The organism is Arthrobacter sp. StoSoilB5, from assembly GCF_019977235.1.
Lineage (GTDB): Bacteria > Actinomycetota > Actinomycetes > Actinomycetales > Micrococcaceae > Arthrobacter.
This window is the reverse complement of sequence record NZ_AP024646.1, coordinates 1,871,328-1,898,272: the sequence shown is the minus strand read 5'-3', so window position 1 is coordinate 1,898,272 and position 26,945 is coordinate 1,871,328. Positions and strand designations below refer to the sequence as shown.

Annotated in this window: 24 protein-coding genes; 10 read left to right on the top strand and 14 right to left on the bottom strand. The window is 61.7% G+C overall.

Features of this window, described 5'->3' with window-relative positions:
* Positions 1-27: 27 nt before the first annotated feature.
* On the bottom strand, positions 28-1,632 hold the full coding sequence (locus LDN75_RS08630; protein WP_223936754.1) for a serine/threonine-protein kinase: 1,605 nt from the start codon (positions 1,630-1,632) through the stop codon (positions 28-30).
* 150 nt (positions 1,633-1,782) lie between these two features.
* Here LDN75_RS08630 and lipB point away from each other — a divergent pair, with 150 nt between their 5' ends.
* The 3 genes from lipB (at position 1,783) to LDN75_RS08615 (ending at position 4,330) form a co-directional block, all read left to right on the top strand.
* Positions 1,783-2,451 (top strand): lipoyl(octanoyl) transferase LipB, encoded by a 669-nt coding sequence (lipB, locus tag LDN75_RS08625; RefSeq protein ID WP_223936753.1) that lies wholly within the window; start codon positions 1,783-1,785, stop codon positions 2,449-2,451.
* On the top strand, positions 2,448-3,455 hold the full coding sequence (gene lipA, locus LDN75_RS08620) for a lipoyl synthase (protein ID WP_223936751.1): 1,008 nt from the start codon (positions 2,448-2,450) through the stop codon (positions 3,453-3,455). Before lipB ends, lipA begins: the two co-directional genes overlap by 4 nt.
* Before the next feature lie 113 nt (positions 3,456-3,568).
* Complete coding sequence (locus tag LDN75_RS08615) at positions 3,569-4,330, top strand: DUF4191 domain-containing protein (RefSeq protein WP_223936749.1); 762 nt, start codon at positions 3,569-3,571, stop codon at positions 4,328-4,330.
* 78 nt (positions 4,331-4,408) lie between these two features.
* On the opposite strand, the gene LDN75_RS08610 is transcribed toward LDN75_RS08615, so the two are convergent.
* Positions 4,409-4,846, bottom strand: a complete 438-nt coding sequence (locus LDN75_RS08610; RefSeq protein ID WP_223936748.1) for an RDD family protein — start codon at positions 4,844-4,846, stop codon at positions 4,409-4,411.
* A gap of 325 nt (positions 4,847-5,171) precedes the next feature.
* Between LDN75_RS08610 and glnA (LDN75_RS08605) the strand changes: the two genes are divergently transcribed.
* Positions 5,172-6,596 carry a type I glutamate--ammonia ligase gene (gene glnA / locus LDN75_RS08605; RefSeq protein ID WP_216923010.1) on the top strand — a complete coding sequence of 475 codons (1,425 nt, stop codon included), beginning with the start codon at positions 5,172-5,174 and terminating at the stop codon, positions 6,594-6,596.
* A 161-nt stretch (positions 6,597-6,757) separates the two neighbouring features.
* On the opposite strand, the gene LDN75_RS08600 is transcribed toward glnA (LDN75_RS08605), so the two are convergent.
* The 3 genes from LDN75_RS08600 to LDN75_RS08590 all read right to left on the bottom strand — a co-directional run bounded on the left by LDN75_RS08600 (position 6,758) and on the right by LDN75_RS08590 (position 8,577).
* Entirely contained in the window at positions 6,758-7,111 is a 354-nt protein-coding gene (locus LDN75_RS08600; RefSeq protein WP_223936747.1) for a hypothetical protein, read from the bottom strand.
* A gap of 618 nt (positions 7,112-7,729) precedes the next feature.
* Positions 7,730-7,945 carry an AsnC family protein gene (locus LDN75_RS08595; RefSeq protein WP_223937531.1) on the bottom strand — a complete coding sequence of 72 codons (216 nt, stop codon included), beginning with the start codon at positions 7,943-7,945 and terminating at the stop codon, positions 7,730-7,732.
* Positions 7,946-8,007: 62 nt separating this feature from the next.
* Positions 8,008-8,577: a GNAT family N-acetyltransferase gene (locus tag LDN75_RS08590; protein ID WP_223936745.1), complete on the bottom strand. Its 570-nt coding sequence runs from the start codon at positions 8,575-8,577 to the stop codon at positions 8,008-8,010.
* A 62-nt stretch (positions 8,578-8,639) separates the two neighbouring features.
* On the opposite strand from LDN75_RS08590, the gene LDN75_RS08585 reads away from it, so the two are divergent.
* The gene (locus LDN75_RS08585) at positions 8,640-10,127 is read left to right on the top strand and encodes an arylsulfatase (RefSeq protein WP_223936744.1); all 1,488 of its coding nucleotides are present in this window, start codon (positions 8,640-8,642) and stop codon (positions 10,125-10,127) included.
* A gap of 44 nt (positions 10,128-10,171) precedes the next feature.
* Here LDN75_RS08585 and LDN75_RS08580 read toward each other — a convergent pair whose 3' ends face one another.
* Together LDN75_RS08580 and glnA (LDN75_RS08575) are read right to left on the bottom strand one after the other, a co-directional pair.
* A complete protein-coding gene (locus LDN75_RS08580) occupies positions 10,172-13,183 on the bottom strand; it encodes a bifunctional [glutamine synthetase] adenylyltransferase/[glutamine synthetase]-adenylyl-L-tyrosine phosphorylase (protein WP_223936743.1) in 3,012 nt (1,003 codons plus the stop codon).
* A gap of 9 nt (positions 13,184-13,192) precedes the next feature.
* Positions 13,193-14,533, bottom strand: a complete 1,341-nt coding sequence (gene glnA, locus LDN75_RS08575) for a type I glutamate--ammonia ligase (protein ID WP_223936741.1) — start codon at positions 14,531-14,533, stop codon at positions 13,193-13,195.
* Between the two features lie 188 nt (positions 14,534-14,721).
* On the opposite strand from glnA (LDN75_RS08575), the gene panB reads away from it, so the two are divergent.
* The gene (gene panB, locus LDN75_RS08570) at positions 14,722-15,627 is read left to right on the top strand and encodes a 3-methyl-2-oxobutanoate hydroxymethyltransferase (RefSeq protein WP_223936736.1); all 906 of its coding nucleotides are present in this window, start codon (positions 14,722-14,724) and stop codon (positions 15,625-15,627) included.
* Here panB and LDN75_RS08565 read toward each other — a convergent pair.
* Positions 15,624-15,788, bottom strand: a complete 165-nt coding sequence (locus LDN75_RS08565; RefSeq protein ID WP_223936735.1) for an SPOR domain-containing protein — start codon at positions 15,786-15,788, stop codon at positions 15,624-15,626. The genes panB and LDN75_RS08565 overlap by 4 nt on opposite strands.
* Before the next feature lie 108 nt (positions 15,789-15,896).
* Here LDN75_RS08565 and map point away from each other — a divergent pair, with 108 nt between their 5' ends.
* From map to LDN75_RS08550, 3 genes are all read left to right on the top strand, one after another.
* Complete coding sequence (gene map / locus LDN75_RS08560) at positions 15,897-16,775, top strand: type I methionyl aminopeptidase (RefSeq protein WP_223936733.1); 879 nt, start codon at positions 15,897-15,899, stop codon at positions 16,773-16,775.
* Positions 16,776-16,849: 74 nt separating this feature from the next.
* Positions 16,850-17,653, top strand: coding sequence for a polyphosphate--glucose phosphotransferase (locus tag LDN75_RS08555; protein ID WP_275959816.1), 804 nt, complete (start codon positions 16,850-16,852; stop codon positions 17,651-17,653).
* Positions 17,654-17,663: 10 nt separating this feature from the next.
* Positions 17,664-18,428: an SDR family oxidoreductase gene (locus tag LDN75_RS08550; protein ID WP_223936732.1), complete on the top strand. Its 765-nt coding sequence runs from the start codon at positions 17,664-17,666 to the stop codon at positions 18,426-18,428.
* On the opposite strand, the gene nrdR is transcribed toward LDN75_RS08550, so the two are convergent.
* The 3 genes from nrdR to LDN75_RS08535 all read right to left on the bottom strand — a co-directional run bounded on the left by nrdR (position 18,425) and on the right by LDN75_RS08535 (position 21,033).
* On the bottom strand, positions 18,425-18,928 hold the full coding sequence (gene nrdR / locus LDN75_RS08545) for a transcriptional regulator NrdR (protein ID WP_223936731.1): 504 nt from the start codon (positions 18,926-18,928) through the stop codon (positions 18,425-18,427). The two genes, LDN75_RS08550 and nrdR, sit on opposite strands and share 4 nt — an antisense overlap.
* Before the next feature lie 196 nt (positions 18,929-19,124).
* On the bottom strand, positions 19,125-20,498 hold the full coding sequence (hisD, locus tag LDN75_RS08540) for a histidinol dehydrogenase (protein ID WP_223936728.1): 1,374 nt from the start codon (positions 20,496-20,498) through the stop codon (positions 19,125-19,127).
* 4 nt (positions 20,499-20,502) lie between these two features.
* Complete coding sequence (locus LDN75_RS08535) at positions 20,503-21,033, bottom strand: hypothetical protein (protein WP_223936726.1); 531 nt, start codon at positions 21,031-21,033, stop codon at positions 20,503-20,505.
* A gap of 114 nt (positions 21,034-21,147) precedes the next feature.
* On the opposite strand from LDN75_RS08535, the gene LDN75_RS08530 reads away from it, so the two are divergent.
* The gene (locus LDN75_RS08530) at positions 21,148-21,648 is read left to right on the top strand and encodes a flavin reductase family protein (protein WP_346347162.1); all 501 of its coding nucleotides are present in this window, start codon (positions 21,148-21,150) and stop codon (positions 21,646-21,648) included.
* A 76-nt stretch (positions 21,649-21,724) separates the two neighbouring features.
* On the opposite strand, the gene dnaE is transcribed toward LDN75_RS08530, so the two are convergent.
* From dnaE to lspA, 3 genes are all read right to left on the bottom strand, one after another.
* Positions 21,725-25,282, bottom strand: coding sequence for a DNA polymerase III subunit alpha (gene dnaE, locus LDN75_RS08525; protein ID WP_223936718.1), 3,558 nt, complete (start codon positions 25,280-25,282; stop codon positions 21,725-21,727).
* Between the two features lie 69 nt (positions 25,283-25,351).
* Positions 25,352-26,278: an RluA family pseudouridine synthase gene (locus tag LDN75_RS08520; protein WP_223936717.1), complete on the bottom strand. Its 927-nt coding sequence runs from the start codon at positions 26,276-26,278 to the stop codon at positions 25,352-25,354.
* Positions 26,271-26,888, bottom strand: a complete 618-nt coding sequence (gene lspA, locus LDN75_RS08515) for a signal peptidase II (RefSeq protein ID WP_223936715.1) — start codon at positions 26,886-26,888, stop codon at positions 26,271-26,273. Before lspA ends, LDN75_RS08520 begins: the two co-directional genes overlap by 8 nt.
* Positions 26,889-26,945 lie beyond the last annotated feature (57 nt).

Here is a 26,945-nt window from a genome sequence, read left to right as displayed (position 1 = left end):
CCGCAAGCAACCTCGTTGGCAGTACCGCTAGCCAGGACCAAGAATCTCGGAGATCTTCCATTGTCCAGTCGAACGGACAAGGACGAGACGCAACTCCTGGGGTTTCCCGGCCGCCTGGGACTTCACCAAGTGATCGGAGGCATCGCGCTCTTCGTAGCCAGAGGTCGTTGCGGTCAGGGCAATGACGGCCTGACCGGCCTCCAGCGTGCCGGTCACTGCCACGCCGCTCAGGCTCGTGGTGAGTCCGGCAAAGCGGATACCGGTGGCCCTTAATTGCTGCCCCAACGCGGCGTCTGCCGCTTCGGCAGGAGAGCCTGCTGCGTTGACGCTTGCAAGCAATTCGTGACGATCCAGACCCAGCGCCATGTCCCGTACAACCGAAAGCGCATATGCCGCCGTTACCGGATCCTCGGAGCCGAGCGCGTCCGAAAGCGCGTCCGGAAGCGAATCCGAAGGGGACCGACCGTCCACCACCGTTGTCCCTTCGGTTGCTACGGACGTCGAACCCGCTGCAGGCTCCTGGATTCCCAGCCAGGTGGCCCACCCAACCGCACCAGCCAGCACTCCCGCAGCCACTACGAATGCGACGCGGACGCTGGCACGTGGCCCACGCTGCAGTTGCCTTTTTCGCTTGCGGCGTTCGGGACGCGGAGTCATTGTTGTCCACAGTGCCCGGAGCTGCAAGACGGCACCGAACAGTCGGCTCCTTCGCCGTGGTCGCCCGCCGGCCTGCCGCCGGGTGATCAACTCAGGGATCACCGATGGGTGTACGGACCCGGCAAGATCCACTGGTTGTGCCGCGCCGCTGCGATAGATCGCAGTGCCCAACTCCCTGGCGGTAGGACGCGCCCGCGGATCAGGATCCAATCCCGCCTCAAGGGCAGCGGCGAGGCCTTTGGGTACATCGGGGACCAAAAGAGGAAGCGGTGGGCGATGCTTGGCGGGTTCCGGCGCCGCGCCAGTCAAGCAATACCACCCAAGCGCGGCTAACGAATAGACGTCCCGTTGCGGCTGCAGGGTTTCTTCTACTCCATCTCCGGTGAGCCGCGCAGCAACATAACCGTCCATGAAGCCAGCCGTGCCGACGTCGAGGCTTTGGTTCTCTTCCCCTACAACGCCCGCCACACCAAGGTCTGTCACCAGGGGCTTGCCTTGGGCGGTGAACAACACATTGCCCGGCGAAATATCCCCATGGGCCGTCCCCTCGGCATGGAGGTAGGACAACACCTGGGCAACAGGGGTCAGTATCGTCACGGTTTCCCCGACTCCAAGCTTGCGCCGGACGCCCACCAGGTTCGCAAGGGAACCTCCGGACGCATAGTCCATCACCAGGCCAAAACTGCCCCGGCGCCCGCCACCCAACTCCACCACGTCGTGAATCCGGATAAGGTGCTCGTGCTTAAGCCTGGACAGGATCCGAACCTCACGGAGGGCACTTTCGTGGCCCGGTGCCGCCAGCCCCCGGGACTCCTTGCCCGGCTTGGCTGTGACGCACTTGATGGCGAAGCGAGCGCCGTCCTTGTCCCTGCTGGCAAGCCAGACTATCGAGGAGCCACCCGTTCCCAGTGGACGTGATGGCGTGTATCCCGGAATGTGCGGGACCAAGGCGGCAGAAGCATCCGTAGTTTCCATATCCAAGGTCTACCGGATGATCGGATTTCCCGCAGAAGTTATCCACAGGCACTGCCAGGCCGCGACGCCGGACGGCCACGATGACGCATGCGACTGAGAGGTTCACCACAAAATCATGGTGAGTGACGTGCTGGGTCTAAGCTTGAACCCATGACTCTTGAGTTTTCACAACTGGGTCTTGCCCCGGATTTCGTTGATTACATGCAGGGCTGGGACCTACAGCGCGAAATCCACAACAAAGTTGTTGCCGGCGAGAAAAACAGCACCGTACTGCTCCTCGAGCACGCCGCCGTGTACACGGCAGGCAAGCTCACCGAAGACCACGAGCGCCCCTTTGACGGCACGCCCGTGGTTCCCGTGGATCGCGGTGGTAAGTTGACGTGGCACGGCCCCGGACAACTCATCGCCTATCCGATCCTCAAGCTCAAGAACCGCGCAGGAATCCGGGACTACGTCGAGCGACTCGAAGCCACCATGATCGCCGTCATGACGGACTACGGGATCCCCGCAGTCACCGTGAAGGGCCGGGCCGGCGTATGGATCCTCGCCGATGACAAGGGACCGGACCGCAAGATCGCAGCGATCGGCATCCGGGTCCTGGACGGCGTCACCATGCATGGTGTGGCCATTAACTGCAGCAACGACCTTGCGCCATATGCGCAGATCATCGCGTGCGGCATCACCGACGCCAGCGTCACCACCATGTCGCTGGAAACCGGCCGGACCATCAACCCGGCTGACATCGTTGACCGCTTCGTGGAAGAGTTCCGCAAGCATGAAGAAGCACTCGTTTCCACCCCAGAAGGAGCACTCCAGTGACCCTGGCACCTGAAGGCCGTAAGTTGCTGCGCGTTGAGCAGCGCAACTCGGCTGTCCCGGTTGAACGCAAGCCCGAGTGGATCAAGGCCAAGGTCCAGATGGGGCCGGAGTTCGTCGGGCTGAAGAACCTGGTGAAGAAGGAAGGCCTGCACACCGTGTGTGAGGAGGCCGGCTGCCCGAACATTTTCGAGTGCTGGGAAGACAAGGAAGCGACGTTCCTGATCGGCGGGTCCGAATGCACGCGGCGCTGTGATTTCTGCCAGATCGATACCGGCAAACCTTCCCCGGTGGACATGTTCGAACCCACCAAGGTGGCCCGGAGTGTCCAGGCCATGCAGCTGCGCTACGCCACGGTGACCGGTGTGGCCCGTGATGACCTCGCCGACGAGGGCGTGTGGCTGTACGCCGAAACGGTCCGCAAGATCCACGAACTGAACCCGGGCACCGGGGTGGAGCTGCTGATCCCGGACTTCTCCGGCAAACCCGAACACATCAAGGCGATCTGCGATTCCAAGCCCGAGGTGTTCGCGCACAACGTGGAGACCGTGCCGCGGATCTTCAAGCGGATCCGCCCGGCGTTCCGGTACGAACGGTCCCTGGATGTCATCACCCAGGGCCGGGACCTGGGCATGGTGACCAAGTCCAACCTGATCCTGGGCATGGGCGAAACCCGCGAGGAAATCTCCGAAGCGCTGCGGGACCTGCACGCCGCAGGGTGTGACCTGATCACGATCACCCAGTACCTGCGCCCGTCCGAACGGCACCTGCCCGTGGACCGGTGGGTCAAGCCGCAGGAGTTCGTGGACCTCCAGCACGAGGCCGAGGAGATCGGCTTCCTCGGCGTGATGTCGGGGCCCCTGGTCCGTTCCTCGTACCGTGCCGGGCGTTTGTGGGCCACCGCGATGCGCAAGAAGGGCTGGGAAATCCCCGCAGCCCTGGCCCACATCGAGTCCTCCGGCACCACCCGCCAGGAAGCCTCCACCATCCTCGCCGCACACGCCTAAGCCCACAGCAAAAGGCATCTCAGCAGCAGCACCAGCGAGTAGTACCGAAGGGCCGGATGCCGTGCGTAATGGCGTCCGGCCCTTCGGCGTCCATCACGTAGAATTAAGGCACTATGGCGAATTCCTCTGATTCCAGCAAATCGACCCCCTCGGCCGACGCCCCCAAGCGTGGGCTGTTCCAGCGCAAGCCCAAAGAAGCCAAGGCCAAGAAGCCGAGCCAGCTGAAGCAGATCGCTGAAGTCTTCAAGATGACGCGGCGCAATGATCCACAGGTCGTGTGGATCATGTTGCTGGCGTTCCTGGCGGTAGTTGCCGTCGCCTTCCTCATCGGATTCCTCCTGGAAAACTGGGTCACCGGCCTAATCATCGGTATTCCGCTGGGTCTTCTGGCCGCCGTTTTTATCCTCTCCCGTCGCGCAGAGAAGGCTGCCTTCGCGCAGATCGAGAACCAGCCGGGTGCTTCCGGCGCGGCCTTGGGCACTCTTCGCCGTGGCTGGGTCACCCAGGATCAGCCTGTCGCGGTTAACCCGCGCACCCAGGACGCCGTGTTCATGGCAATTGGTCGTCCAGGCGTGGTTTTGGTCAGCGAAGGCCCCACGCACCGGGTTAAGCCGTTGGTGGAAGCTGAGCGCAAGCGCCTCACGCGCATCCTGCCCAACGTCACCATCCACGTTCTGGAATCCGGTCGCGGTGAGGGCCAGGTACCTTTGAACAAACTCGCCAAGACCATGGGCAAGATGAAGAACGAACTCACCAAGGTGGAGGTCAACGCTGTGTCCAAGCGCATCAACTCCCTTGGTACCCGCCTGCCGATCCCCAAGGGCATCGACCCCTACAAGGCCCGCCCGGACCGCAAGGCCGCACGCGGACGCTGATTGTCTGTAGCCGTTGATTGTCCATAACGAAAACCGCCCCTGTCTCGTGAGAGACGGGGGCGGTTTTCCTTATGGACCCTACATCCGAATCAGGATGGTATTCATGGCTTTATCGTGAAGTCCACGCTGGTCGGGGTCAAAGATGACGGCAGGGATAACCAGGCACAGGAGCAAGGTACGCACTACAGCGGCAAGGGGGCCTGCCGGACCTCCGCCCAAGCGGACCACATGAATACCGGCAATTCTGTGTCCGATGCTGTAGCCCAGGGTGCCGATCAGCAGAATCTGTTCCACGGCAAAGACTGCGAGCGTCGCCCACTGGTTGCCGCCGAATGCGAAGTTGCTGATGACCAGGGCAATTGTCCAGTCGATCACAATGCCCAGGATCCGGCGTCCAGCCCTCGCCATCGAGCCTGGTCCGGCCTCAGGAAGGCCGAGTCTCTCGCCCGGATATTTGGAGATGCCGGAAGTGTCCGGCCCGCTCAGCCAAGAGCCTATGTCTTTTCGATCAACCACCCTCCAAGCCTAACGGCTGGCGGACGGATGGTCCGACGTCGGAGGCCGCCTTTCGTGCCTGCGGCTGGGCAGACATAGCGCCAAAGTGTTCGCCCACTGGACCCGCGTAGACCTGGCACCGGAAAGCCGACTACCGTTTACACAACAGATGATTCTGTAACCTGCCCGAAACAATACTGACACTCCCGGGAAATCCCATCTCTCTAGGGTGGTATGAGTTGCTAGCCACCGCGGCAAGGGGAATTTTTTGTGTCTCCGGGCCTCCGGCATGGGCTGGCCCACGCGGCCTTCCGGGCCTGTTACTTGATATGCATAAGGAGCATAGATGTTCAAGACTGCGGACGAAGTCCTCAAGTTCATCAAAGACGAAGACGTCAAATTCGTCGATATCCGCTTCACCGACCTTCCGGGCGTCCAGCAGCACTTCAACGTGCCGGCGAAGAGCGTAGACCTCGACTTCTTCGTGAACGGTCAACTCTTCGACGGATCTTCCATCCGCGGCTTCCAGGGCATCGCTGAGTCCGACATGCAGCTCATCCCGGATGTGACCTCGGCTTTCATCGACACATTCCGCATCGAGAAGACGCTTGCACTGAACTTCTCCATCGTGAACCCCCGTACGGGCGACCCCTACCACCGCGATCCCCGCGGCGTGGCAGAGAAGGCTGAAGCGTACCTGGCTTCCACCGGCATCGCCGACACCGCGTTCTTTGCTCCCGAAGCCGAGTTCTTCGTCTTCGACAACATCCAGTACCAGTCCTCGCCGCAGGGCAGCTTCTACAAGATTGATTCCGAGGAAGCCCACTGGAACACCGGCCGCAAGGAAGAGGGTGGAAACCTCGGCTACAAGACCCCCGTCAAGGGCGGTTACTTCCCGGTTTCCCCCACCGACAAGCAGGCTGACCTCCGCGACGCCATGTGCGTTGAGCTGGACAAGGCCGGCCTCGAGGTCGAGCGCTCCCACCACGAAGTTGGCTCCGCCGGCCAGGCAGAGATCAACTACAAGTTCACCACGCTGACCGCAGCTGCTGACGACCTCCAGAAGTTCAAGTACGTCATCAAGAACACTGCAGACGCATGGGGCAAGTCCGTCACCTTCATGCCGAAGCCGGTCTTCGGTGACAACGGCTCGGGCATGCACTGCCACCAGTCGCTGTGGAGCAATGGCGACCCGCTGTTCTACGACGAGAAGGGCTACGCTGGCCTCTCCGACACCGCTCGCTGGTACATCGGCGGCCTGCTGAAGCACTCCTCCGCAGTCCTCGCGTTTACCAACCCGACGGTTAACTCCTACCGCCGCCTGGTCAAGGGCTTCGAGGCTCCGGTCAACATGGTGTACTCGCAGGGCAACCGCTCTGCTGGTATCCGTATCCCGATCACGGGTTCCAACCCGAAGGCCAAGCGCATCGAATTCCGCGCTCCGGACCCCTCGTCCAACCCGTACCTGGCGTTTGCTGCCCAGCTGATGGCCGGCATTGACGGCATCCGCAACCGCATCGAACCGCCGGCTCCCATCGACAAGGACCTCTACGAGCTCCCGGCCGAGGAAGCCAAGGACATCCCCAAGGCTCCGGGTTCCCTCGAAGAGGCCCTCGAAGCCCTGCGCGAGGACAACGAGTTCCTGCAGGCTGGCGGCGTCTTCACCCAGGACCTGATCGATACCTGGATTGAATACAAGTACGAGAATGAGATTCGCCCGCTGTCACTGCGCCCGAACCCGTACGAGTTCGAGCTCTACTACGGCGTCTAGCAACACCGGCGGCTAAACCAGGTTTAGTCCACAGGGATCCCCCGGATTCCCGAGAGAGAAGGGCCGGCAACAGGCTAATACCTGTTGCCGGCCCTTCTTTGTTGGCCGCCGATGGCGTTTGGAGGCCGCAAAATGCCCGCAACGCTATGGCGTCCTGCTGTCTACTCGGATTCCTTGCCCTGATCCCGGTCGCGGATGTTCTTTCCGAACTCGTCCAGTTTCTCCCTGACGGCCTTTGCGGCGTCTGAAAGGCCTTTTTCTGCGCTGCTCAGGGGATCCAGTTGGAGGTAGACGTGCTGATCAATCGGGAGGTCGTACTCATCCTTCAGATGCGTGCCGCCGGAGACGCCATCAAGCGATAGGTATACAAGCGCCTCGGTCCTTGCGATGCCCGCGATCGTCCCGAAGACAACCGTGAAATCGTTGGGTTGAAAGCTAATGGACTGACCCACGTGGCGGCGATCCAACTCTCCAGCAGGAATGGCCTTCTCAAACGAACTTCCGTTGTATTCCATGTACTTCTCCTAAGGCATCGAGAGTAGTTACGGAACGAGTCTATAAGCGTTGCCAACGGACGAGCCAGCACCTTGGCCTAAGGTCTTTAGTGCCCGGTTTTCGGGACTTCTCCGGGTTTCTGCGGGGCTGCGCACTCCACGCAAAAAACCCGATCGGTTTCTTCACCGCAGCACTGACAGCGGTGAATCAGTGCCGCTTGTTCAATCACATAGGCTGTCATAGCAAATATGCTGCCCAACAGGAGTACCTGAGGACACGAGTAGTGTGTACTCGTCTTTTAGGCCGCGAGCACAGGTACTACTTGGTTTCGAAAAGGCCCAGCCCCTCCGGGCCAGCAGCAGGGGCAGCAGCAGCCATCAGTGAAAGGCCTTGCGCTCCCCCGTCAGCTTGTCCCGATTCGGCGTCGGCAAACGTTGCGAAACAACGTCGGCACGCATAGACATCGCCACGGCCATGCCGGGAAGACCAGTGCGGCCCCGCCTGCTCACAGCGGAAGCACGACGCATCTGAGAAGAGTGCACCCTCCGAATCCCGCCTGACTGTCACGCGAGAATCCTAAGGGACACCGGGCCCGGACGAACAGACCCCATGGGCGGCGCCGTTCCCCCGGACTGGTCCTACTGCTTCCCGTACTTCTTGTGTACCGCCTGCTTCGTAACACCGAGGCAAAGTGCGATTGCTTCCCACGACAAACCGGCCTGCCTGGCTGCACGCGCCAGGGAAGCCTCAGCCCTGCCAACTTCCTTGTGAAGTTCAGCTATGGCATACAGCGCCTCCGCGGGCCCCATGCCGTCCATTGATCCAACAAGGGTTTTCATTCTGTCCACCTCCATGGCGTCAACCATAGTTGACGCCATGGTCTTCGTCAACCTATGTTGACGGTAACTCTCGAGACCTAAGCGCCCTCAAAGGCCCTGTACATAATGCGCTGCGGACCGGAGTTGCCGCCGAGGTAGCGCCCGGATTCCACAAAGCCCGCCTTTGCATAAGCCGAGAGGCCTGCAAGGTTGCGTTCATTGACGGAAAGCACGACGCCGGCCTGGCCGCCACCCTGCCTGGCCGTCAGTTTGCGGGCTTCCTCCACTGCAGCCTTTGCGGCGAGGGTGCCGAGGCCCTGCCCTTGGGATTTCGAGTCGATAAGGAATCCCCGAAGGAGCCAGACGGAATCGTCATCCTGCCATCCCGCAAGGCGCGCCGCTCCGCATTGCAGGGTCAGGACTCCCACGCCCAGTCCTCCAGCTTCAATCACGTAGGGGAACCGGGATTCCTCTTCGAGGCTCACCAGCATCATGCGCAGGGGGTCGCCGACAAAATCACGCTGGGCTGGCTCCACCGCCATTTCCGCCACTGCGCCCAACTGGATGGCGCGCGCGTCATCGTCCAGCAGCTTGAGGGCTATGAGCCAGATCATCGCGCCGTGATCATTCTCGATTAAAAATCCTTCATTCGAGTCATAATCGAGCATTCCGGGACCTCTCACACTTATGGTTGATCCAAGAGATTCCTACGACTAAAGGAACCACCCCGATGCCCCAGCCTAACGTCATCCTGATCTGCGTGGACGAGTGGAGGGGCGACTGCTTATCCGCGGAAGGCCACCCTTATATGGAGACTCCCCACCTCGATGAACTGGCCAGGAACGGGGTCAGGTTCTCCAAGGGTTACTCTGCAACGCCATCGTGCGTGCCCGCGCGCGTTGCCCTCTTCACCGGCCAATCGCAGGAGCGGCACGGGCGCGTTGGCTACAACGACGGCGTTCCTTTCCATGCCGCACACCCGTTGACAATTCAGGACGAGTTCCGGAAGGCCGGTTACCATACCCAGGCCATTGGAAAGATGCATGTTTGGCCGGAGCGTTCCAGGCTTGGATTCGACGATGTCATCCTCCACGATGGCTTTCTGCACCATGCCCGGCGTAACCACCAGCAGCACTTCGCCATGTTCGACGACTATGTCCCTTGGCTGCGGAGACAACCTGGAATGGGACCGGACGCTGACTACTTTGACCATGGCGTGAACTGCAATTCACTGGTCGCGCGCCCTTGGGATAAGGCTGAGAACCTTCACCCGACGCACTGGATCGGATCACAAGCCATCGAGTGGATGCACCGGCGCGATCCCGTGAAGCCGTTCTTCCTCTACCTGTCCTTCCATCGTCCGCACCCACCGTACGATCCGCCGTCGTGGGCGTTCGATCAGTACCTCAACATTCCTGCCTATGAGCCGGTGGAAGGGAACTGGGAGCATCACTGGGATGAGCACAGGCAGGACGGCAACTACCAAGCAAGCATTGGCAACATTCCGGACCGCGTTGTCCATCGGGCCCGCGCGGGCTACTACGGCCTGATGGCGCAAATCGACCTCCAAATCAACCGGATCAAGGAGTCCTTGGTTGACTTCGGGCTCTACGAGGATACTGTCATAGCCTTTACCAGCGATCACGGCGAGATGATGGGTGATCACCACATGTTCCGAAAGGCAGTGCCCTATGAAGGTTCTGCCAGAGTGCCTTTCATCATCGCCAACGCAGCGTCAGCACAGGACTCGGCCCGTGGAGCAGTAGTGGACCACGTTGTCGAGCTCCGGGACATCATGCCCACGCTCCTGGACCTCGCAGGGCTGCCGATACCGGAATCTGTGGATGGGAAGTCCCTGGCGCCCATCGTGCGCGGCCAGAGCACAGAAGCGGTCCGCGGTGTTCTGCATGGAGAGCACCTTTACTGGGGCCAAAACCTGCACTGGCTGACCGATGGCCGCCACAAGTATATTTGGGGTTCCGGCAAGGGCACCGAGGAACTGTTCAACCTCGACGACGACCCCCAGGAATGCGCGAACCTCGCCGGGGACGAGGCACACCAAGCCACACTTGAGCACTGGCGCGGCCTTATGGTGGAAACATTGCGGGAACGGGAAGAGGGCTTCGTGATGGACGGCAAACTCGTGCCTGGGGCACAGGTAGTCGCAATGCTGCGGCACGTCCGTGAGGCGGTGGCAGCCGCTGGAGCCGAAAAATGACACAAGTGGACTTCAGCAGTGGCCAAGCCCTGGCCCGGCTGGCCTCAATTGCCGTAGAACTCCTTTTCGAAGACGGCCCGGGCCCGGCGGCTGAGTCGCAGGTAGTCCTCCTCGAACTGTCCTGCAGTTCCGGGCGCATAGCCACACCAACGTGCCACCGCTTCAAGGTCCCTACGGGACGATGGAAGTACGTCCGATGCCCGGCCGGTCACAATGACGTTCGCCGACCGGATGCGGCTGGCGAGCTTCCAGGCCTCCCGTAAGAGCCCGGCGTCGTCCTTGCCCACAAGCCCAAGTTTCTCGGCGGCGGCAAGTGCCTCCAGAGTCGACGTGGTCCGCAGCCCGGGGTGCTTGCCCGCGTGCTGCAGCTGGATGAGCTGGACAAGCCATTCAACATCGCTCAATCCACCGCGGCCAAGTTTCACGTGGCGGGCCGGATCTGCGCCGCGAGGCAGCCGCTCCGATTCCACCCGGGCCTTGATGCGCCTGATTTCCCTGACGTCCTGTTCAGAGAGTTCAGCCGGGTAGCGGATGGGATCGATGAGCTGAAGGAAGTCTTCTGCCAATTCGTCCGAGCCGGCCATGGGACGCGCACGCAACAGCGCCTGCGCCTCCCAAATCAGGGACCACCGCCGGTAGTACTCGGCATAGGACTCCAACGACCGGACCATAGCACCGTTCTTGCCTTCGGGTCGCAGATCCGCGTCCACCATCAATACCCGTTCTGCCATGATTGCGGGCTTGAGCGGCTGGGTCAGAAGGCTGGATACTTTGGCGACAATCGCCGTCGCCTGCTCCTGGGCTTCCTCATCCGTGAATCCGGGCCGGGCACGGTGAACATACATGACGTCCGCGTCTGAGCCGTAGCCGATCTCACGGCCACCCTGCCTGCCCATCGCTACGACCAGGACCTCGGTTTTCAAAGGTTCCGATTGGGTAGCAATGGCTTCTGCCACATGCAAGGCTCCAAGCACGGCCGCGCGGTCTGTCTCGGCCAACGCCAATCCCACGGCATCCTGGTCAAGCAATCCGGCGCTGTCAGCAATCGCGGTCCGCAGTATCTCCCGGCGACGGATCAACCTGATGAGGCGCATGGCACTTTCCGGATCCGGGTGCCGGGATAGTTTGGACCGGATTTCCTGCCATTGTGCCTCGAAGGGGATCGGCGCGAGATCCTTGTCGCTGCCAAGCCAGGCCACGGACTCCGGCGAGACTTCCAAGAGATCTGAAATGAGCCGGGAATTGGCAAGCACCTGGCAGAGGCGCTCAGCTGCCGCTTGCGAATCGCGAAGCATGCCCAAATACCAGTGCGTGGTCCCCAAGGCCTCGCTGACCCGTCGGAATGCCAGTAGGCCCGCGTCCGGATCCACGCCCTCGGCAAGCCAGCCAAGGAGAATGGGCAGCAGTTGCCGCTGAAGTGCCGCACGCCGGCTGACACCGGCCGTCAGCGCCTCAATGTGCCGCATTGCGCCCTTGGGATCCAGGTAGCCAAGGGCAGCAAGACGGCCTTGGGCTGCTTCCGGGCTCAGTTTGGCGTCTTCGCTGCTGAGTTTCGCCGCGGTATTGAGCAGGGGCCGGTAGAAAATACGCTCGTGCAGCTCCCGCACGGACCGCTTGGTCTTCTGCCAGGTTGCCATCAGCTGGTCAGGATGTGGGCGTTCCAGGGAAAACGGACCCAGGACAGCCTTGGCCAGCACACGCTGCGCATCCTCCGCCACGGGCATGAGGTGGGTCCGTCGTAACTGAAATAACTGAATCCGGTGTTCCAGGAGCCGAAGATACCGGTAGGCGTTGTCGAACCCTGCAGCGTCGATGCGTCCGATGTAGCCGCCCGCGGACAACGCGGCAATGGCCGAGGTCGTGTCCCGGCAGCGAAGCGACTCGTCCGATTTGCCATGAACAAGCTGCAACAACTGCACAGTGAATTCGACGTCGCGCAGGCCGCCACGCCCCAGTTTGATCTGCCGCTGTTCCTCGGCTGCCGGAATGTAATCAGTGACCCGACGCCTCATGGCCTGGACGGACTCAACAAAGCCATCGCGTCCGGCGGAGGCCCACACGAGTGGTTCCACTGCCTTTTCATACCGCTGGCCCAGTTCACGGTCACCCGCAATCGTCCGCGCCTTCAGCAATGCCTGGAATTCCCAGCTCTCAGCCCATCGGGCGTAGTAGCTCAAGTGTGAGGCGAGGGTCCGCACCAACGGCCCTGATTTCCCTTCCGGGCGAAGATTGGGGTCCACTTCCCACAAGCCCGGTTCAGGCGCCGACGAGGAAATCGCCCGCGAGATTCCGGATGCCAAGGCGGTGCCGATGGTCGCGGCGCGGGCGTCGTCCAGCTCCTCCGCCTCGATAACGTAAATGACATCGACGTCGGAAATGTAGTTAAGCTCGCGGGCACCACATTTGCCCATGCCGATGACTGCGAGCCCGACGTCGGCCACCTCCGAGGCGTCGAACTGTGCAGCCGCCTCGGCCCTGGAAACGGCCAGTGCAGCTTCAATGGCAGCACCGGCGAGGTCTGCCAGCTCTGCACCCACGGCAGGCATGAAGTCTTGCGGCGACGCCGCACAGAGGTCCTTGATGGCCAGCTCTGTTAGCCCGCGGCGGTACGCCGTCCGCAACGCCGCATACGCCGGAAGCCCGGTCAACCCCGCCACGGGGCGCTGCGCCCCTGGCTCGGCCTTGACCGAGCGAAGGAGCAGGGACCTGAGCTCTTCGCTTGATGTCGGGAGCGGCTCCGGGCTTACCCGCGCGTCAAAGACGTCCAGATGCTCCGGCCTGCGCATGAGGAACTCCCCCAGCGCCTCCGATGCCCCCAACAGCCGGTACAGGGATTCGCTCGTGTCCGGATCCGCGGCGGCCAACTTCTTGAGGCCAGGATTCTTCTCAATCAACCGGACCAGTGACTGCAGCGCGGTATCCGGGCTCGCCGCCAAGGAGAGCCCGGCGAACAGGGCATCTTGTTCGATGCCTTCCAACTCCGGGGCAGCAAGAAACCGCTCGCCCTTTTCCAGGTCATTAAATCCGGCTGAGATGAGCCGACGTGCAAGGCTCATTGGCCCTGCCTACAGAATGCCGAGGTTGCGCTGCAGCTCGTACGGCGTGACCTGGAGGCGGTAGTCCTGCCATTCGGCGCGCTTGTTGCGCAGGAAGTGTTCGAAGACCTGCTCACCCAGGATCTGGGCTACAAGCTCGGACTCCTCCATTGCCCGGATGGCGTCGTGAAGGCTGGCAGGCAACGGGGCGTGGCCCATGGCTTTGCGCTCGGCCGTGGTCAGCGACCAGACGTCGTCTTCGGCAGCTGCCGGAAGTTCGTAGCCCTCCTCGATGCCCTTCAAACCGGCACCCAAAAGGACGGCATAGGCCAAGTAAGGGTTGGTGGCGGAATCGATGCCGCGGTATTCGATGCGCGCCGACTGGCCCTTGCCGGGCTTGTACAACGGAACGCGTACCAGCGCGGAGCGGTTGTTGTGGCCCCAGCTCAGATAGCTCGGTGCTTCACCGCCGCCCCAGAGGCGCTTGTACGAGTTCACGAACTGGTTGGTGACGGCGGTGAATTCGGGAGCGTGCTTGAGGATACCGGCGATGAATTGGCGGGCAGTCTTGGACAGCTGGAACTCAGCGCCGGCCTCGAAGAATGCGTTGGTGTCGCCCTCGAAGAGTGAGAAGTGTGTGTGCATGCCGGAGCCGGGGTGGTCAGTGAACGGCTTGGGCATGAACGTTGCATACGTCCCCTGCTGCAGGGCAACTTCCTTGATGACCGTGCGGAACGTCATGATGTTGTCCGCAGTCTGCAGGGCATCCGCGTACCGGAGGTCAATCTCGTTCTGGCCCGGGCCGCCCTCGTGGTGGCTGAACTCCACCGAGATACCCACCGATTCCAGCATGGTGACTGCGGTACGGCGGAAGTCCTGGGCCACACCACCCGGGACGTGGTCGAAGTAGCCGCCTTCATCAACGGGAACCGGCGAACCGTTGGGGCCAAGGTCCTTTGACTTCAGCAGGTAGAACTCAATTTCAGGATGCGTGTAGCAGGTAAAACCCATATCCGCCGCTTTTGCAAGGGTCCGTTTGAGGACGTTGCGGGGATCCGCTGCCGACGGTTCGCCGTCCGGCGTCAGGATGTCGCAGAACATCCTGGATGTTTGTTCGGTCTCGCCGCGCCAGGGCAGGATCTGGAAAGTGGAGGGGTCCGGCTGTGCCAGCATGTCCGACTCAAACACCCGTGCAAGGCCCTCGATCGCTGAACCATCAAATCCCAGGCCTTCTTCGAAGGCGCCTTCAACTTCGGCGGGCGCAAGAGCCACAGATTTCAGGGAACCCACGACGTCGGTGAACCACAAGCGTACGAAGCGCACGTCACGCTCTTCGATCGTCCGCAGAACGAACTCTTGCTGGCGGTCCATAGGGCCTCTTTTCCGGTTCGGTGTCCATGCCGCGGTTCCCATCATTGAAGCCGCGGCAGCTCAGACTTCACTCTACTAAGCATTCGGTGGGATTGCCGCCGCAGTAGCCCCGCGTAACACAGCGTTTACAAATGGTGACCCTTGGCACACTGCTGGCAGGCGCCGTCGGCACGGCTTAGGCTCTATCCATGGCCCCAAGCAACCTTCCTGAGTCCACCACGCCCGCCGAAGTTACCGCTCCTTACGGCACCGGTCCCGCAGCGGCGGTCCAGGCACCGTCAACAGGCGGTAAGAAGCCGGTCAGCAGGGTGCGCATACATCACCTTCAGCAGGCCAAGGACAACGGCGAGCACTTCGCAATGCTCACTGCCTACGAGCAATACACCGCTGAAATCTTTGACCAAGCTGGTATCGAAGTCCTCCTGGTGGGCGATTCTGCCTCCAACAACGTCTTCGGCAATGAAACCAGCCTTCCCGTCACTGTGGACGAACTGCTGCCACTGTGCCGCGCGGTCAGCCGTTCCGCCAAGCGTGCCTTGATCCTGGCGGACCTGCCCTTTGGCAGCTACGAGGTCTCAACCGAGCAGGCAGTGGCCACCGGCGTCCGCTTCCTCAAGGAAGGATTGGCCCACGCCGTCAAGATCGAAGGCTCCGCCTACTATGCCGAGACCGTGAAGGCCATGGTCCAGGCAGGCATTCCCGTCATGGCCCACATTGGATTCACACCCCAGAGTGAACATTCCCTGGGTGGCTACCGGGTCCAAGGCCGGGGTGATGATGCCCAGCGACTGATCGAGGACGCAGTCGCCTTGCAGGACGCCGGCGCTTTCAGCGTCCTTATGGAAATGGTGCCCGCGGAGACCGCTGCCGCCGTCGACGCAGCGTTGCGCGTGCCGACCGTAGGCATCGGAGCCGGCAAGAGCACAACGGGCCAGGTGCTGGTCTGGCAGGACATGGCCGGACTGCGGGGCGGCAAGATGGCGAAGTTCGTCAAGCAGTATGCAGACCTGCGCACCACACTGACGGATGCCGCCGCCGCCTTTGGAAACGACGTCAGGTCCGGGCAATTCCCCGGACCTGAGCATTCCTTCTAGTCGTCGTCCTGGGCCTCCCAGGCATCGTTGCGTTGCTTGACCTTTTCCAACGCGTGCTCGGCTTCTTCCCTGGTCTTGTATGGGCCAATCAGCTGTGTCCAATCGGACAGGGCGTCCTCTTCGACCTCATGCGTCTTGACGTTGTACCAGTACTCCGTCACGTCTCCTCCTCGTCCCGTGGGCCCTCCGACGCGTAACGTTGGCGCAGTCACGTGGACCCGGCCGCTCTTTGTTACTTACGTCTCTTGAGTGCCTTATATGATCAATCTATGCCTTCTCTTGCTTCGACCGCACCCATCGGCACGCTCACTCCGGGAATCATCAGCCCTGAACGGCCTGTCCCGGCGTCGATCCCCCGCCCCGAGTACGTCGGCAAGAAGGCGCCCAGCAAATTCACCGGCTCCGAGGTGAAGTCAGCTGAGACCATCGAGAAGATCCGCATCGCCAGCAGGATCGCTGCGCAGGCCATCGTTGAAGTTGGCAAGCACATCCAGCCCGGCGTTACTACAGACCAGCTGGACAAGGTTGGCCATGAGTTCCTTCTGGACCACAATGCCTACCCGTCCACACTGGGCTACCGCGGCTTCCCGAAGTCTCTCTGCTCGTCCCTGAACGAAGTCATTTGCCACGGCATCCCCGATTCCACGGTGGTTCAGGATGGCGACATCCTGAACATTGACATCACCGCATTCATCGGCGGAGTGCATGGAGATACCAATTACACTTTCCTGGTTGGCGACGTGGACGAGGAGTCCCGTTTGCTGGTTGAGCGTACGCAGGAGTCGCTCAACCGGGCCATCAAGGCCGTGGCCCCGGGCCGCGAAATCAACGTAATCGGCCGTGCGATCCAGTCCTACGCCAAGCGCTTCGGCTATGGCGTGGTGCGGGACTTCACTGGCCACGGTGTCGGTGAGGCATTCCACACGGGCCTCATCATTCCGCATTACGACGCAGCCCCGGCGTACAACACCGTGATCGAGGCAGGCATGGTCTTCACTATCGAACCCATGCTGACCCTTGGCACGATCGAATGGGACATGTGGTCCGACGACTGGACGGTTGTAACCAGGGACCACAAGCGCACGGCCCAATTCGAGCACACCCTGCTGGTCACTGAGACCGGCGCGGAAATCCTGACCCTTCCCTAAGCTGTCCGGAAGGTCAATCGCAGCCCCCGGGCGGCTGCGCCATGCCCACCCCTCCTGCCATGATCGGAATTGCATTGTCCAAGAAGGATGAGAAGACCCACAAGAACGCCCCGCTGATCGGAATCGACATCGGTGGCACAGGCATCAAAGGCGGCATCGTCGACCTGAAGAAGGGCAAGCTGATCGGCGAACGCTTCCGTGTTCCCACGCCGCAGCCGGCTACCCCCGAGGCAGTAGCCGAAGTAGTGGCGGAGATCGTCGAAGAACTTTCCAGCCGCCCGGATGCCCCTGCCGCAGATTCACCGGTGGGCGTCACCTTCCCGGGCATCATCCAGCATGGTGTGGTCAACTCTGCCGCAAATGTCGACAAGTCCTGGCTTGGCACCGACATCGACAAGAAGTTCACGGAGCGGCTCGGCCGGCCCGTTGAGGTCATCAACGATGCCGACGCCGCGGGTCTGGCAGAAGCCCGCTACGGCGCTGGCGAGGGCGTCGACGGGACGGTCCTGGTGATCACGCTCGGCACCGGCATCGGCTCAGCCTTCATCTTCAATGGTCAATTGGTTCCCAACGCAGAGCTCGGCCACCTTGAGGTGGACGGTTTCGACGCCGAAACCAAGGCATCAGCCGTGGCCCGCGAACGCGACGGTTTGAGCTGGGACGAGTACGGCGTCCTGCTCAACCGCTACCTTCAGCACGTTGAGTTCCTGTTCTCCCCCGAGCTTTTCATCATCGGCGGCGGCATCTCCAAGCGTTCGGATGAATACTTCCCGCACCTGCAATTGCGCACCAACATTGTCACCGCCAAGTTGAAGAACGACGCCGGCATTGTTGGTGCCGCCCTTGAGGTCGCCTTGCACCACAAGCTGGCAAAGTAACCAGTACCACGTGATCGACAACGACGCCGTACATGGAATCGCGATCGTCACCGGCGCGAGCCGGGGCATTGGCGCAGCCGTAGCGCTGGCTGCCGCCCGGAAAGGGTACGGCGTCGTCGTCAACTACTCCTCGGACGCCCTCGGCGCCGATAACGTGGTGGGGAAGATCCTCGCCGAAGGAGGCAAAGCGCTGGCCGTGCAGGGCGATGTCAGCCAGCCCGCAGACGTCGGGCGTTTGTTCGACGCCGCCGCTGCCTGCGGGCCACTTACAGCTGTCATCAACAACGCGGCCATCACCGGCAACCTGATTGGAACACTGGCGGACGTGCCTGCCGAGACCGTGCGGCGCGTCATTGACGTGAATGTGTCAGGCATGATTTTCATGTGCCAGGAAGCCGTCCGAAGACTGTCCACGGACAATGGCGGCCCGGGTGGCTCCATCATCAACATCTCGTCGACGGCCACAAAGGCCGGCTCCCCCGGGACATGGGTTCACTACGCTGCGTCCAAGGGTGCCGTGGATGTCTTGACGGTGGGCCTGGCTGCGGAAGTGGCCAAGCAGGGCATTCGTGTCAACGCGGTCGCTCCGGGCAGCACCAACACTGGACTCCATGCCGCCGCAGGAATGCCCGACCGCGTAGAGAGACTCAACCCGACCATCCCCATGGGCCGGGGCGCTGAACCTGAAGAAATCGCAGCGGCCGTCATGTGGTTGATGTCCGGCGACGCCGGATACATCACGGGGGCAATCCTCCCCGTTTCCGGCGGACGCTAGAGTTGGCTTTTTTCGGAGCCCTTGGCTTCCTTGGCCCCCGCTTTGCCGTGGGCCTCGGCCTCGTGCCGTAGCAAGGAGATTGCGGATTCGAAGTCTTCCAGCGACTCGAACGCCTGGTAGACGCTCGCGAAGCGCAAGTAGGCCACCTCATCCAGCTTCCGCAATGGACCGAGAATGGCCAGGCCTACCTCGTGGGCGTCGATTTCGGCCGCGCCCGAAGACCTGATGTTCTCCTCGACTTCCTGCGCCAGCATGGCGAGGTCGTCTTCTGTAACAGGGCGGCCTTGGCACGCTTTCCGCACGCCGCTGATGACCTTGATCCGGCTGAAGGGCTCGCCGACTCCTGAGCGCTTGATGACGGACAGACTGGTGGTTTCCACAGTGGTGAAGCGGCGCCCGCATTCGGGGCATTGCCGGCGGCGCCGGATGGAAGTTCCGTCGTCGGCCATACGGCTGTCAACGACGCGCGAGTCAGGATTCCGGCAAAACGGACAGTACACGCTGGGCCTCCCCTGATCAGCTCCGGCCCGCGTCCCACCGGCAGGTGCCGGAAACGCAAAGGTGCCGGAAGATTCTCTTCCGGCACCAGTTTACGTTCGATGACACCCTAATGACAAGCGTGTAATTACTACATGTAGTACTACGGACCCGCACATATAGTGGTCAGGTCCCGTTTAGCTTGGTGTTGGTTCCCTGTCAGCTTTGCTCCTTGAAGCGGATCCTGACCGCATCTCCGTGGCCCGGAAGGTCTTCGGCGCCAGCCAAACTCACGATGTGGCCGCTGACTTGCTCCAGCGCGGCGCGGTTGTAGTTGATGACCTGCACCGCGCGCAGGAAGGTGGTGACGTTCAGTCCCGAGGAGAAGGCCGCCGTGCCGCTGGTAGGCAGCACGTGATTGGATCCGGCACAGTAGTCCCCAAGGCTCACCGGGCTGTAGTCCCCAACGAAGATGGCGCCCGCGTTGCGGATCCGGGCCGCCACAGCGGGGGCATCCGCCGTCATGATCTCAAGGTGTTCTGCGGCATAGGCGTTGCATACCGCGATCCCCTGTTCCAGGTCATCCACCAGCACCACGCCCGATTGCGGCCCCGAGAGTGCCTCAAGGACGCGCGCGCTGTGCTTCGTGGCGGCCGCCTGGCGCGCCAATTCACCCACGACGGCGTCTGCCAGTTCAGCTGAGTCCGTCACCAGGACGGAAGCGGCCTTCGGATCGTGCTCGGCCTGGCTGATGAGGTCGGCAGCCACCAGGGCGGGCTGGGCCGTGGAATCGGCCAGGATAGCGATTTCGGTGGTTCCGGCCTCGGAATCGATACCTACGATTCCCTTCACCAGCCTCTTGGCAGTGGCGACGAAGATGTTGCCGGGTCCCGTGACGAGATCCACAGGTTCGATAGGAGGTTCTCCCTCCGAACCCGGGATGCCGTAAGCAAACGAAACGATTGCCTGGGCGCCACCAATTGCGTAGACCTCGTCGATCCCCAGCAGAGCCGCCGCAGCAAGGATGGTGGGGTGCGGGAGCCCGCCGAAGTCCTTTTGGGGCGGGGATGCCAAGGCGATGGATTCGACGCCTGCAGCGACCGCCGGAACAACATTCATGATCACCGACGAGGCCAAGGGCGCCAGGCCGCCGGGGACGTACAGCCCAACGCGCCCCACGGGAATCCAGTTCTGGCTGACAACTGCCCCATCAGCCAAAGCGACGTCAACATTGGCTGGACGCTGCTGATCGGCGAACTGCTTGGCACGGCTGATCGACTCTTCCAGCGCTGCGCGGACAGTGGGATCAATGTCGGCCAGGGCCTTGGCTAGCGCCTCCGCGGGCACGCGCGGGTGGGACTGCTCAACGCCGTCGAAGTTCCTTGCAAGTTCAGTCAGCGCGGCAAAGCCGCGGCTGCGGACGGCTCCAATAATGTCCAAGACCCTCTGCTCCGCATCTGCCATCGTCTGATGCTTCGCCCTGGGTACCGCAGCGCGCAGCTCAGCCAGGGAGAGTTGGCGGCCGCGGAAATCGATGCTGCGGAAATTCAAGGACGCAGAGGCAATGGCGGAAGTATCCGAAGAAGTGGTCACCCGGCTATTTTACGGGTTTCCCCGAAAGAACCCCGAACAGGGCCAGTACGAACGTTACGAAGGCGATCGCTCCTGGCCACAACACGAGAACGGCGTAGGAGCGAAGGGTGAAGCCGGAGTCCGTGCCCTGGGAAGGGTCCGGAGCTGTGCCCCAAAGCTGCGCCGCTAACAAGCCAAGCAGCCAAGCGACGACTGCGCCGGCAGCGCCGCCTACCAGTGCAAACGCAAACCGCCGTCCCGCTCCAGCCCCCTGAAGCTTTCCGTCGAGCAAAAGGCCCGTGACACATCCCGCCACCAGCATCAACCCGGCGAGGACCAAGTCACGGGGCAGCCATGAATCAGGGTTTGCGGGATTGGCCAGCGCAGGATTGCCGGATAGCAGGTTGAGCCCGCCCGGCGCCAGGATCCACCAGAGAATGCCCACCACCACACCCGAGGCCGCTGGCAGGACAAGCCACAGAGCCTCGCTGGAACGCCTGGGATTTGCGGTGGCCGGTTCGGTCTCCGCGGGAACGTGCACAGTGGACTCAGTCATGGAACTCACATTAACAAAGGTTCACGTGTGCTCCTTAAAATGGGGAAGTGGGGCACAGGGAGGAATACCCTGAGAGAAAGACGCCCCAGACCCCAGTTCAGGAGATTCATCAACGTGGCAAGCGAACTATCCGGCTTCGAAAAGACGTTCAGGGAAATGTTCCGCCGCCATGCCGCCGGGGTGGCAATCATTACAGCCAACCTGAATGGCAAGCCCTTCGGCTTCACTGCCACCTCCGTTGCGTCCCTGTCCGCCGAGCCGCCACGCTTCACCTTCAATATGGCCCGGAGCTCAAGTTCCTGGCCGGCCGTGGCCAACGCCAACTACATCGGCGTCCACATGCTCGGCCTGGAAAACCAGGCGCTGGCAGATCGCTTCGCAAAGACACGTGACCGCTTCGAGGGAGACCACTGGGAGCCGGGTCCGCACGATGTCCCCATCCTCAAGGACGTCGCAGGTTGGCTTGTGGGAAAGATCCAAATGAGGTTGTCGTTCGAAAACAATGCAGTGGTGGTAGTAGAAGTCGTGGACGGCCAGGTGGGCGATGACGGCACTCCCCTGCTGTATCACGGCGGCGGCTATAGTCAGCCGACGCCCCTGGACTACGAAATCTAGCCCTCTTCCGGATATTCAGCCTTCTTCCGGGCTCTGGCCAGTTTTTGAAATTCTGGTGGGGTAAATTCCGGGTGGTCTAATTATCCAGGCAGGCCGGGCCCAACAAGACTTTCAGGTCGCCGAAGAGGGACGGACTTGGATTGACCCGCATATGAACGGGAAGGCCCATGACCTCAACTTTGGTATCCCCCATCAGCTTGAGGCGGACCTCGGAGTTGCCCCGATGTGTTCGCAGGACGTCCCGAAGATCCGTGACCACTGCCTCGGTAGCCTTGAACGTTGGAATGGTTATCACCACCGGGCCATTCACGCTTTCGCTAAGGTCCGGCACCGAGAGCTCCATACAGTTCAGCGTTACGGCTCCATCATCCCTGCGCTGCAGGCGGCCCTTGACCACCACTATCAGGTCCTCAGCCAGGACGGAGGCGATGGGTCCGTACACCTGGCCGAAGAACATGACCTCCATGGATCCGCCCAGATCCTCGATCTCTGCACGGGCATAGGCGTTGCCGCTTGCCTTCGCGATCCTGCGGCTCAGCGAGGTGATCATGCCCGCAATGGTGACAATCGCGCCGTCGTGCGGTCCGTCCTCGGCGATGATCGACGTGATGGACTGCTCTGCATGCTGGCTAAGGACGCCTTCCAACCCCTGCAAGGGGTGGTCCGAAACATAGAGTCCCAGCATGTCGCGCTCGAAGGACAGCTTGTCCTTCTTCTCCCATTCCGGAAGGTCCGGGATCTCCGTGGTCAGGGAAGCTTCAGGTTCCTGGTCCTCGAAGCCGGCGAAGAGGTCGAACTGGCCGATTGCCTCGTTCCGCTTGAGCGTGATGACGGAGTCGATGGCCTCTTCATGGATCATGGCCAAAGCGCGGCGGTGGTGTCCCAATGAATCGAAGGCACCAGCCTTGATCAAGGATTCGATGGTGCGCTTGTTGCAGACAATGGCAGGAACCTTCATCAGGAAGTCCTTGAAGGATGTGTAGCTGCCTTCCGTGGTCCGGGCAGCGACCATGGCTTCCACCACGTTCACTCCAACGTTGCGGATGGCGCCCATGCCGAAGCGGATATCCTGGCCCACAGGTGTGAAGTTCAACGAGGATTCATTGACGTCCGGCGGAAGAACGGTGATGCCCATGCGGCGGCACTCGTTGAGGTAGATAGCGGACTTGTCCTTGTCATCGCCCACGGAGGTCAGAAGGGCAGCCATGTACTCGGGGGCATAGTGCGCCTTCAAGTAGGCCGTCCAGTAGGAAATGACACCGTAGGCGGCCGAGTGCGCTTTGTTGAAGGCGTAGTCGGAGAACGGCAGCAGGATGTCCCAAAGAGTCTTGACGGCCGCCATGGAGTAGCCGTTGTCCTGCATGCCTTGCGAGAAGCCCGCGAATTGCTTGTCCAGCTCCGACTTCTTCTTCTTGCCCATGGCTCGGCGGAGGATGTCGGCTTGGCCCAGTGAGTAGCCTGCAAGCTTCTGCGCCACCGCCATAACCTGTTCCTGGTACACGATCAGCCCGAAGGTTCCACCCAGGATGTCTTCCAGCGGCTCAGCGAGCTCCGGGTGGATGGGAACGACTTCCTGGATCCCGTTCTTGCGGAGGGCGTAATCCGTGTGGGCGTTGGCACCCATGGGTCCTGGGCGGTACAGCGCCAGGACAGCCGAGATGTCTTCAAAGTTGTCAGGCTTCATCAGCTTGAGGAGGGACCGCATAGGTCCGCCATCGAGCTGGAAAACCCCCAGGGTGTCTCCCCGTGCAAGGAGTTCGTAGGACGCGGCGTCGTCGAGTTCCAGGTTTTCCAGGTCCAGGTCAACGCCGCGGTTCATCTTGATGTTTTCCAGGGCGTCCGAAATGATCGTGAGGTTTCGGAGTCCCAGGAAGTCCATCTTGATCAGGCCAAGGCCCTCGGACGTTGGGTAATCGAACTGGGTGATGACCTGGCCGTCCTGGAACCGGCGCATGACGGGGATGACATCGATGATGGGGTCCGAGGACATGATGACGCCGGCCGCGTGGACACCCCATTGGCGCTTAAGTCCTTCGATGCCCAGTGCAGTCTCGAAGACCTTGGCGGCCTCGGGGTCCGTGGCGATGAGCTGCCGGAAGTCTCCTGCCTCGCTGTATCGCTTCGACTCGGGGTTTTGGATATCTGCGAGGGGAATGTCCTTGGCCATGACCGCGGGCGGGAGCGCCTTGGTCAGCTGCTCACCCATGCTGAACGGATACCCCAGGACGCGGGAAGAGTCCTTGAGCGCCTGCTTGGTCTTGATGGTTCCGTACGTGACGATCATGGCCACGCGCTCGTCACCATACTTTTTGGTGACGTAGTCGATGACTTCCGATCGGCGGCGATCATCGAAGTCGACGTCGAAGTCAGGCATCGAGACACGGTCCGGGTTCAGGAAGCGCTCGAAGATCAGGCCGTGCTGGAGCGGATCAAGGTCAGTAATTCGCATGGCATAGGCGACCATGGAGCCCGCACCGGAACCACGTCCCGGACCAACACGGATCCCGTTATTCTTGGCCCAGTTGATGAAGTCGGCAACCACCAGGAAGTACCCGGGGAAGCCCATGGACGTAATGACCTCGAGCTCGTAGTCGGCTTGCTTGCGCACCTTGTCCGGCACACCCTGCGGATAGCGGTACGCCAACCCCTTGTCCACTTCCTTGACCAGCCAGGAGGTTTCGTCCTCGCCGGGCGGGCAAGGGAAGCGGGGCATGTAGTTGGCATCGGTGTTGAAGGACACTTCACAGCGCTCTGCGATGAGCAACGTGTTGTCGCAGGCATCCGGGTGGTCGCGGAAAAGCTCACGCATCTCCTGCGGAGATTTCAGGTAGTAACCGCTGCCGGAGAATGCAAACCTGGACCCGCCATTATCGTAGGTGGGCTCAAGGAGCGTGGAACCGGATTGAATAGCCAGCAGTGCCTCGTGTGCTTTGGCATCGTGCTCGTGCGTGTAGTGGAGGTCGTTAGTGGCTACCAAAGGAAGGTTCAGGTCCTTGGCCAGCCGCAGGAGGTCGCCTGTGACGCGGCGTTCAATGTCCAGGCCGTGGTCCATCAGTTCACAGAAATAGTTCTCCGCGCCAAAGATGTCCCGGAATTCCGCTGCAGCCTCCAGCGCTTCGCGGTACTGCCCAAGCCTCAGGCGGGTCTGGACTTCGCCGGACGGGCAGCCGGTAGTGGCAATGAGCCCCTCGGAGTACGTATTGAGCAATTCCCGATCCAGCCGGGGCCACTTACCAAAAACAGAATCCAGCGAAGCAATGGACGAGGCCCGGAACAGGTTCCGCATGCCCACGTTGTTGTAGCTCAGGAGCGTCATATGGGTGTAGGAGCCGCCACCGGAGACGTCGTCCTTGCGCTGGCTTTCATCTCCCCAGCGGACACGTTCTTTGTCCCCCCGCGCAGTTCCGGGCGTCACGTAGGCTTCTACGCCGATGATCGGCTTGATGCCCTTGTCCGTGGCCTTGCGCCAAAAGTCGAAGGCACCGAAGAGGTAACCGTGGTCCGTGGTGGCCAGGGCCGGCATGCCCAGGCGTTCCGTTTCATCGAACAGCTCACCCAGGCGCGCCGCTCCATCCAGCATGGAGTATTCAGTGTGGGTGTGCAGGTGGACGAACGAATCATTGCTGGAAGTCACCACGACAGTCTACCGTCCTGGCCCCGACAAAATGTGGACCCTTGGACCCTCCTGGCCCGGAAACGTTGCCTAGGCTGAGCCTGTTGCCAGCAGGTCCAGGGCGTACTGCAGGTCCGGCGGATAGTCACTTGTGACTTCCACCCATTCGCCAGTGCGGGGGTGCGCGAAGCCAAGTTGCCGGGCGTGAAGCCACTGCCGGGTGAGCCCCAGGTTGGCCGCGAGCCGGGGGTCGGCACCATAGGTGAGATCGCCTGCGCAGGGGTGCCGCAAGGCGGAGAAGTGGACCCGGATCTGGTGGGTACGGCCCGTTTCCAGGTGGACCTCCACCAAGGTGGCTTTACCGAAAGCCTCCAGGACCTCATAGTGCGTCACCGACGGCCGTCCGTCTTCGATCACCGCAAAGCGCCAGTCATGTCCGGGGTGGCGTCCGATCGGGGCATCGATGGTGCCCTCAAGGGGATCGGGAAGCCCCTGCACAACCGCATGGTAGACCTTGTCCACCGTACGTTCCTTGAAAGCCCGTTTGAGCACCGTGTAGGCGTGCTCGGTCTTGGCCACGACCATCACGCCGGAAGTGCCGACGTCGAGCCTGTGGACGATGCCCGCGCGCTCGGGTGCGCCTGACGTGGAAATACGGTAGCCAGCTCCGGCGAGGCCACCCACCACTGTGGGCCCAACCCAGCCGGGCGATGGATGCGCTGCCACTCCCACAGGTTTATCGATGACGACGAATTCCTCGTCATCCAGCAGGATCTTCAGGCCTTCCACAACTTCCTCCACGACTTCCAGGGGATCCGGCCGCTCAGGAACCGTGACGTCCAACACCGCACCGGCAACGAGCTTTGCTGACTTGCCAACAGCCAGGCCGCCGCTGGTGACATTGCCTTCGGCAATGAGGAGCGCCGCAGCCGAACGGGAAATATCCAGCAACTTCGCCAATCCGGCATCAGCCCGTGCTCCAGCAAGTTCTTCGGGCACCACAAGTGGTTCACTCACCGACAGGCTCCTCGCTGGAGCCAGCAGCAGGCTGGGCTGGCTTGGCTGGCTTGTTCGGCTTAGGCGTGGCAAGTTGCCGGGTGCCGTCCATGCCAACTCCCCGCAGGGTCAGCAGGCAAATGATGACGACGCCGGACACCACGGCTGAATCGGCGATGTTGAAGATGGCAAAGTTGGGTACCTGGATGAAGTCCACCACGTGGCCCATGGCGAAGGACGGTTCACGGAACAGCCGATCAGTCAGGTTTCCCAATGCTCCGCCGAGCAGAAGCCCTAGCGACAAAGCCCACCAGGCGGAACCCAGCCGCCGCAACTGGAACAGGATGGCCACGGAAACGCCGGCCATGACGATCGTGAAGATCCACGTGACATTTTCACCAATGGAAAAGGCTGCCCCTGAATTCCGGATGTAGTACCAGTGCAGCAATGGTGGCAGCACTGGAATACGCTCGCCTTCTGTCATGGTGCTGGTCACCCAGAGCTTGGTGAGCTGGTCAAAGGTGTAGGCAAAAACTGCGAAGCCGGCAAAGAGCCAGAGCATTGCAGGACGCCATTTGCGTCGGACGGGCAGTGCCGGCCGCGATGCGTCGTCGGTGAGGTCGTCGGTCATAGTGCTTTCGTTCGTGGAGCGTTGCGGGTTGCTGCCAGGGCGTTAACAGCAAAAGCC

Coding starts and splice junctions, on each gene's coding strand:
- LDN75_RS08630 (WP_223936754.1), bottom strand. CDS start 1,632: ATGGAAACTACGGATGCTTCTGCCGCCTTGGTCCCGCACATTCCGGGA.
- lipB (WP_223936753.1), top strand. CDS start 1,783: ATGACTCTTGAGTTTTCACAACTGGGTCTTGCCCCGGATTTCGTTGAT.
- LDN75_RS08615 (WP_223936749.1), top strand. CDS start 3,569: ATGGCGAATTCCTCTGATTCCAGCAAATCGACCCCCTCGGCCGACGCC.
- glnA (WP_216923010.1), top strand. CDS start 5,172: ATGTTCAAGACTGCGGACGAAGTCCTCAAGTTCATCAAAGACGAAGAC.
- LDN75_RS08600 (WP_223936747.1), bottom strand. CDS start 7,111: ATGGAATACAACGGAAGTTCGTTTGAGAAGGCCATTCCTGCTGGAGAG.
- LDN75_RS08595 (WP_223937531.1), bottom strand. CDS start 7,945: ATGGAGGTGGACAGAATGAAAACCCTTGTTGGATCAATGGACGGCATG.
- LDN75_RS08590 (WP_223936745.1), bottom strand. CDS start 8,577: ATGCTCGATTATGACTCGAATGAAGGATTTTTAATCGAGAATGATCAC.
- LDN75_RS08585 (WP_223936744.1), top strand. CDS start 8,640: ATGCCCCAGCCTAACGTCATCCTGATCTGCGTGGACGAGTGGAGGGGC.
- LDN75_RS08580 (WP_223936743.1), bottom strand. CDS start 13,183: ATGAGCCTTGCACGTCGGCTCATCTCAGCCGGATTTAATGACCTGGAA.
- glnA (WP_223936741.1), bottom strand. CDS start 14,533: ATGGACCGCCAGCAAGAGTTCGTTCTGCGGACGATCGAAGAGCGTGAC.
- panB (WP_223936736.1), top strand. CDS start 14,722: ATGGCCCCAAGCAACCTTCCTGAGTCCACCACGCCCGCCGAAGTTACC.
- map (WP_223936733.1), top strand. CDS start 15,897: ATGCCTTCTCTTGCTTCGACCGCACCCATCGGCACGCTCACTCCGGGA.
- LDN75_RS08535 (WP_223936726.1), bottom strand. CDS start 21,033: ATGACTGAGTCCACTGTGCACGTTCCCGCGGAGACCGAACCGGCCACC.
- lspA (WP_223936715.1), bottom strand. CDS start 26,888: ATGACCGACGACCTCACCGACGACGCATCGCGGCCGGCACTGCCCGTC.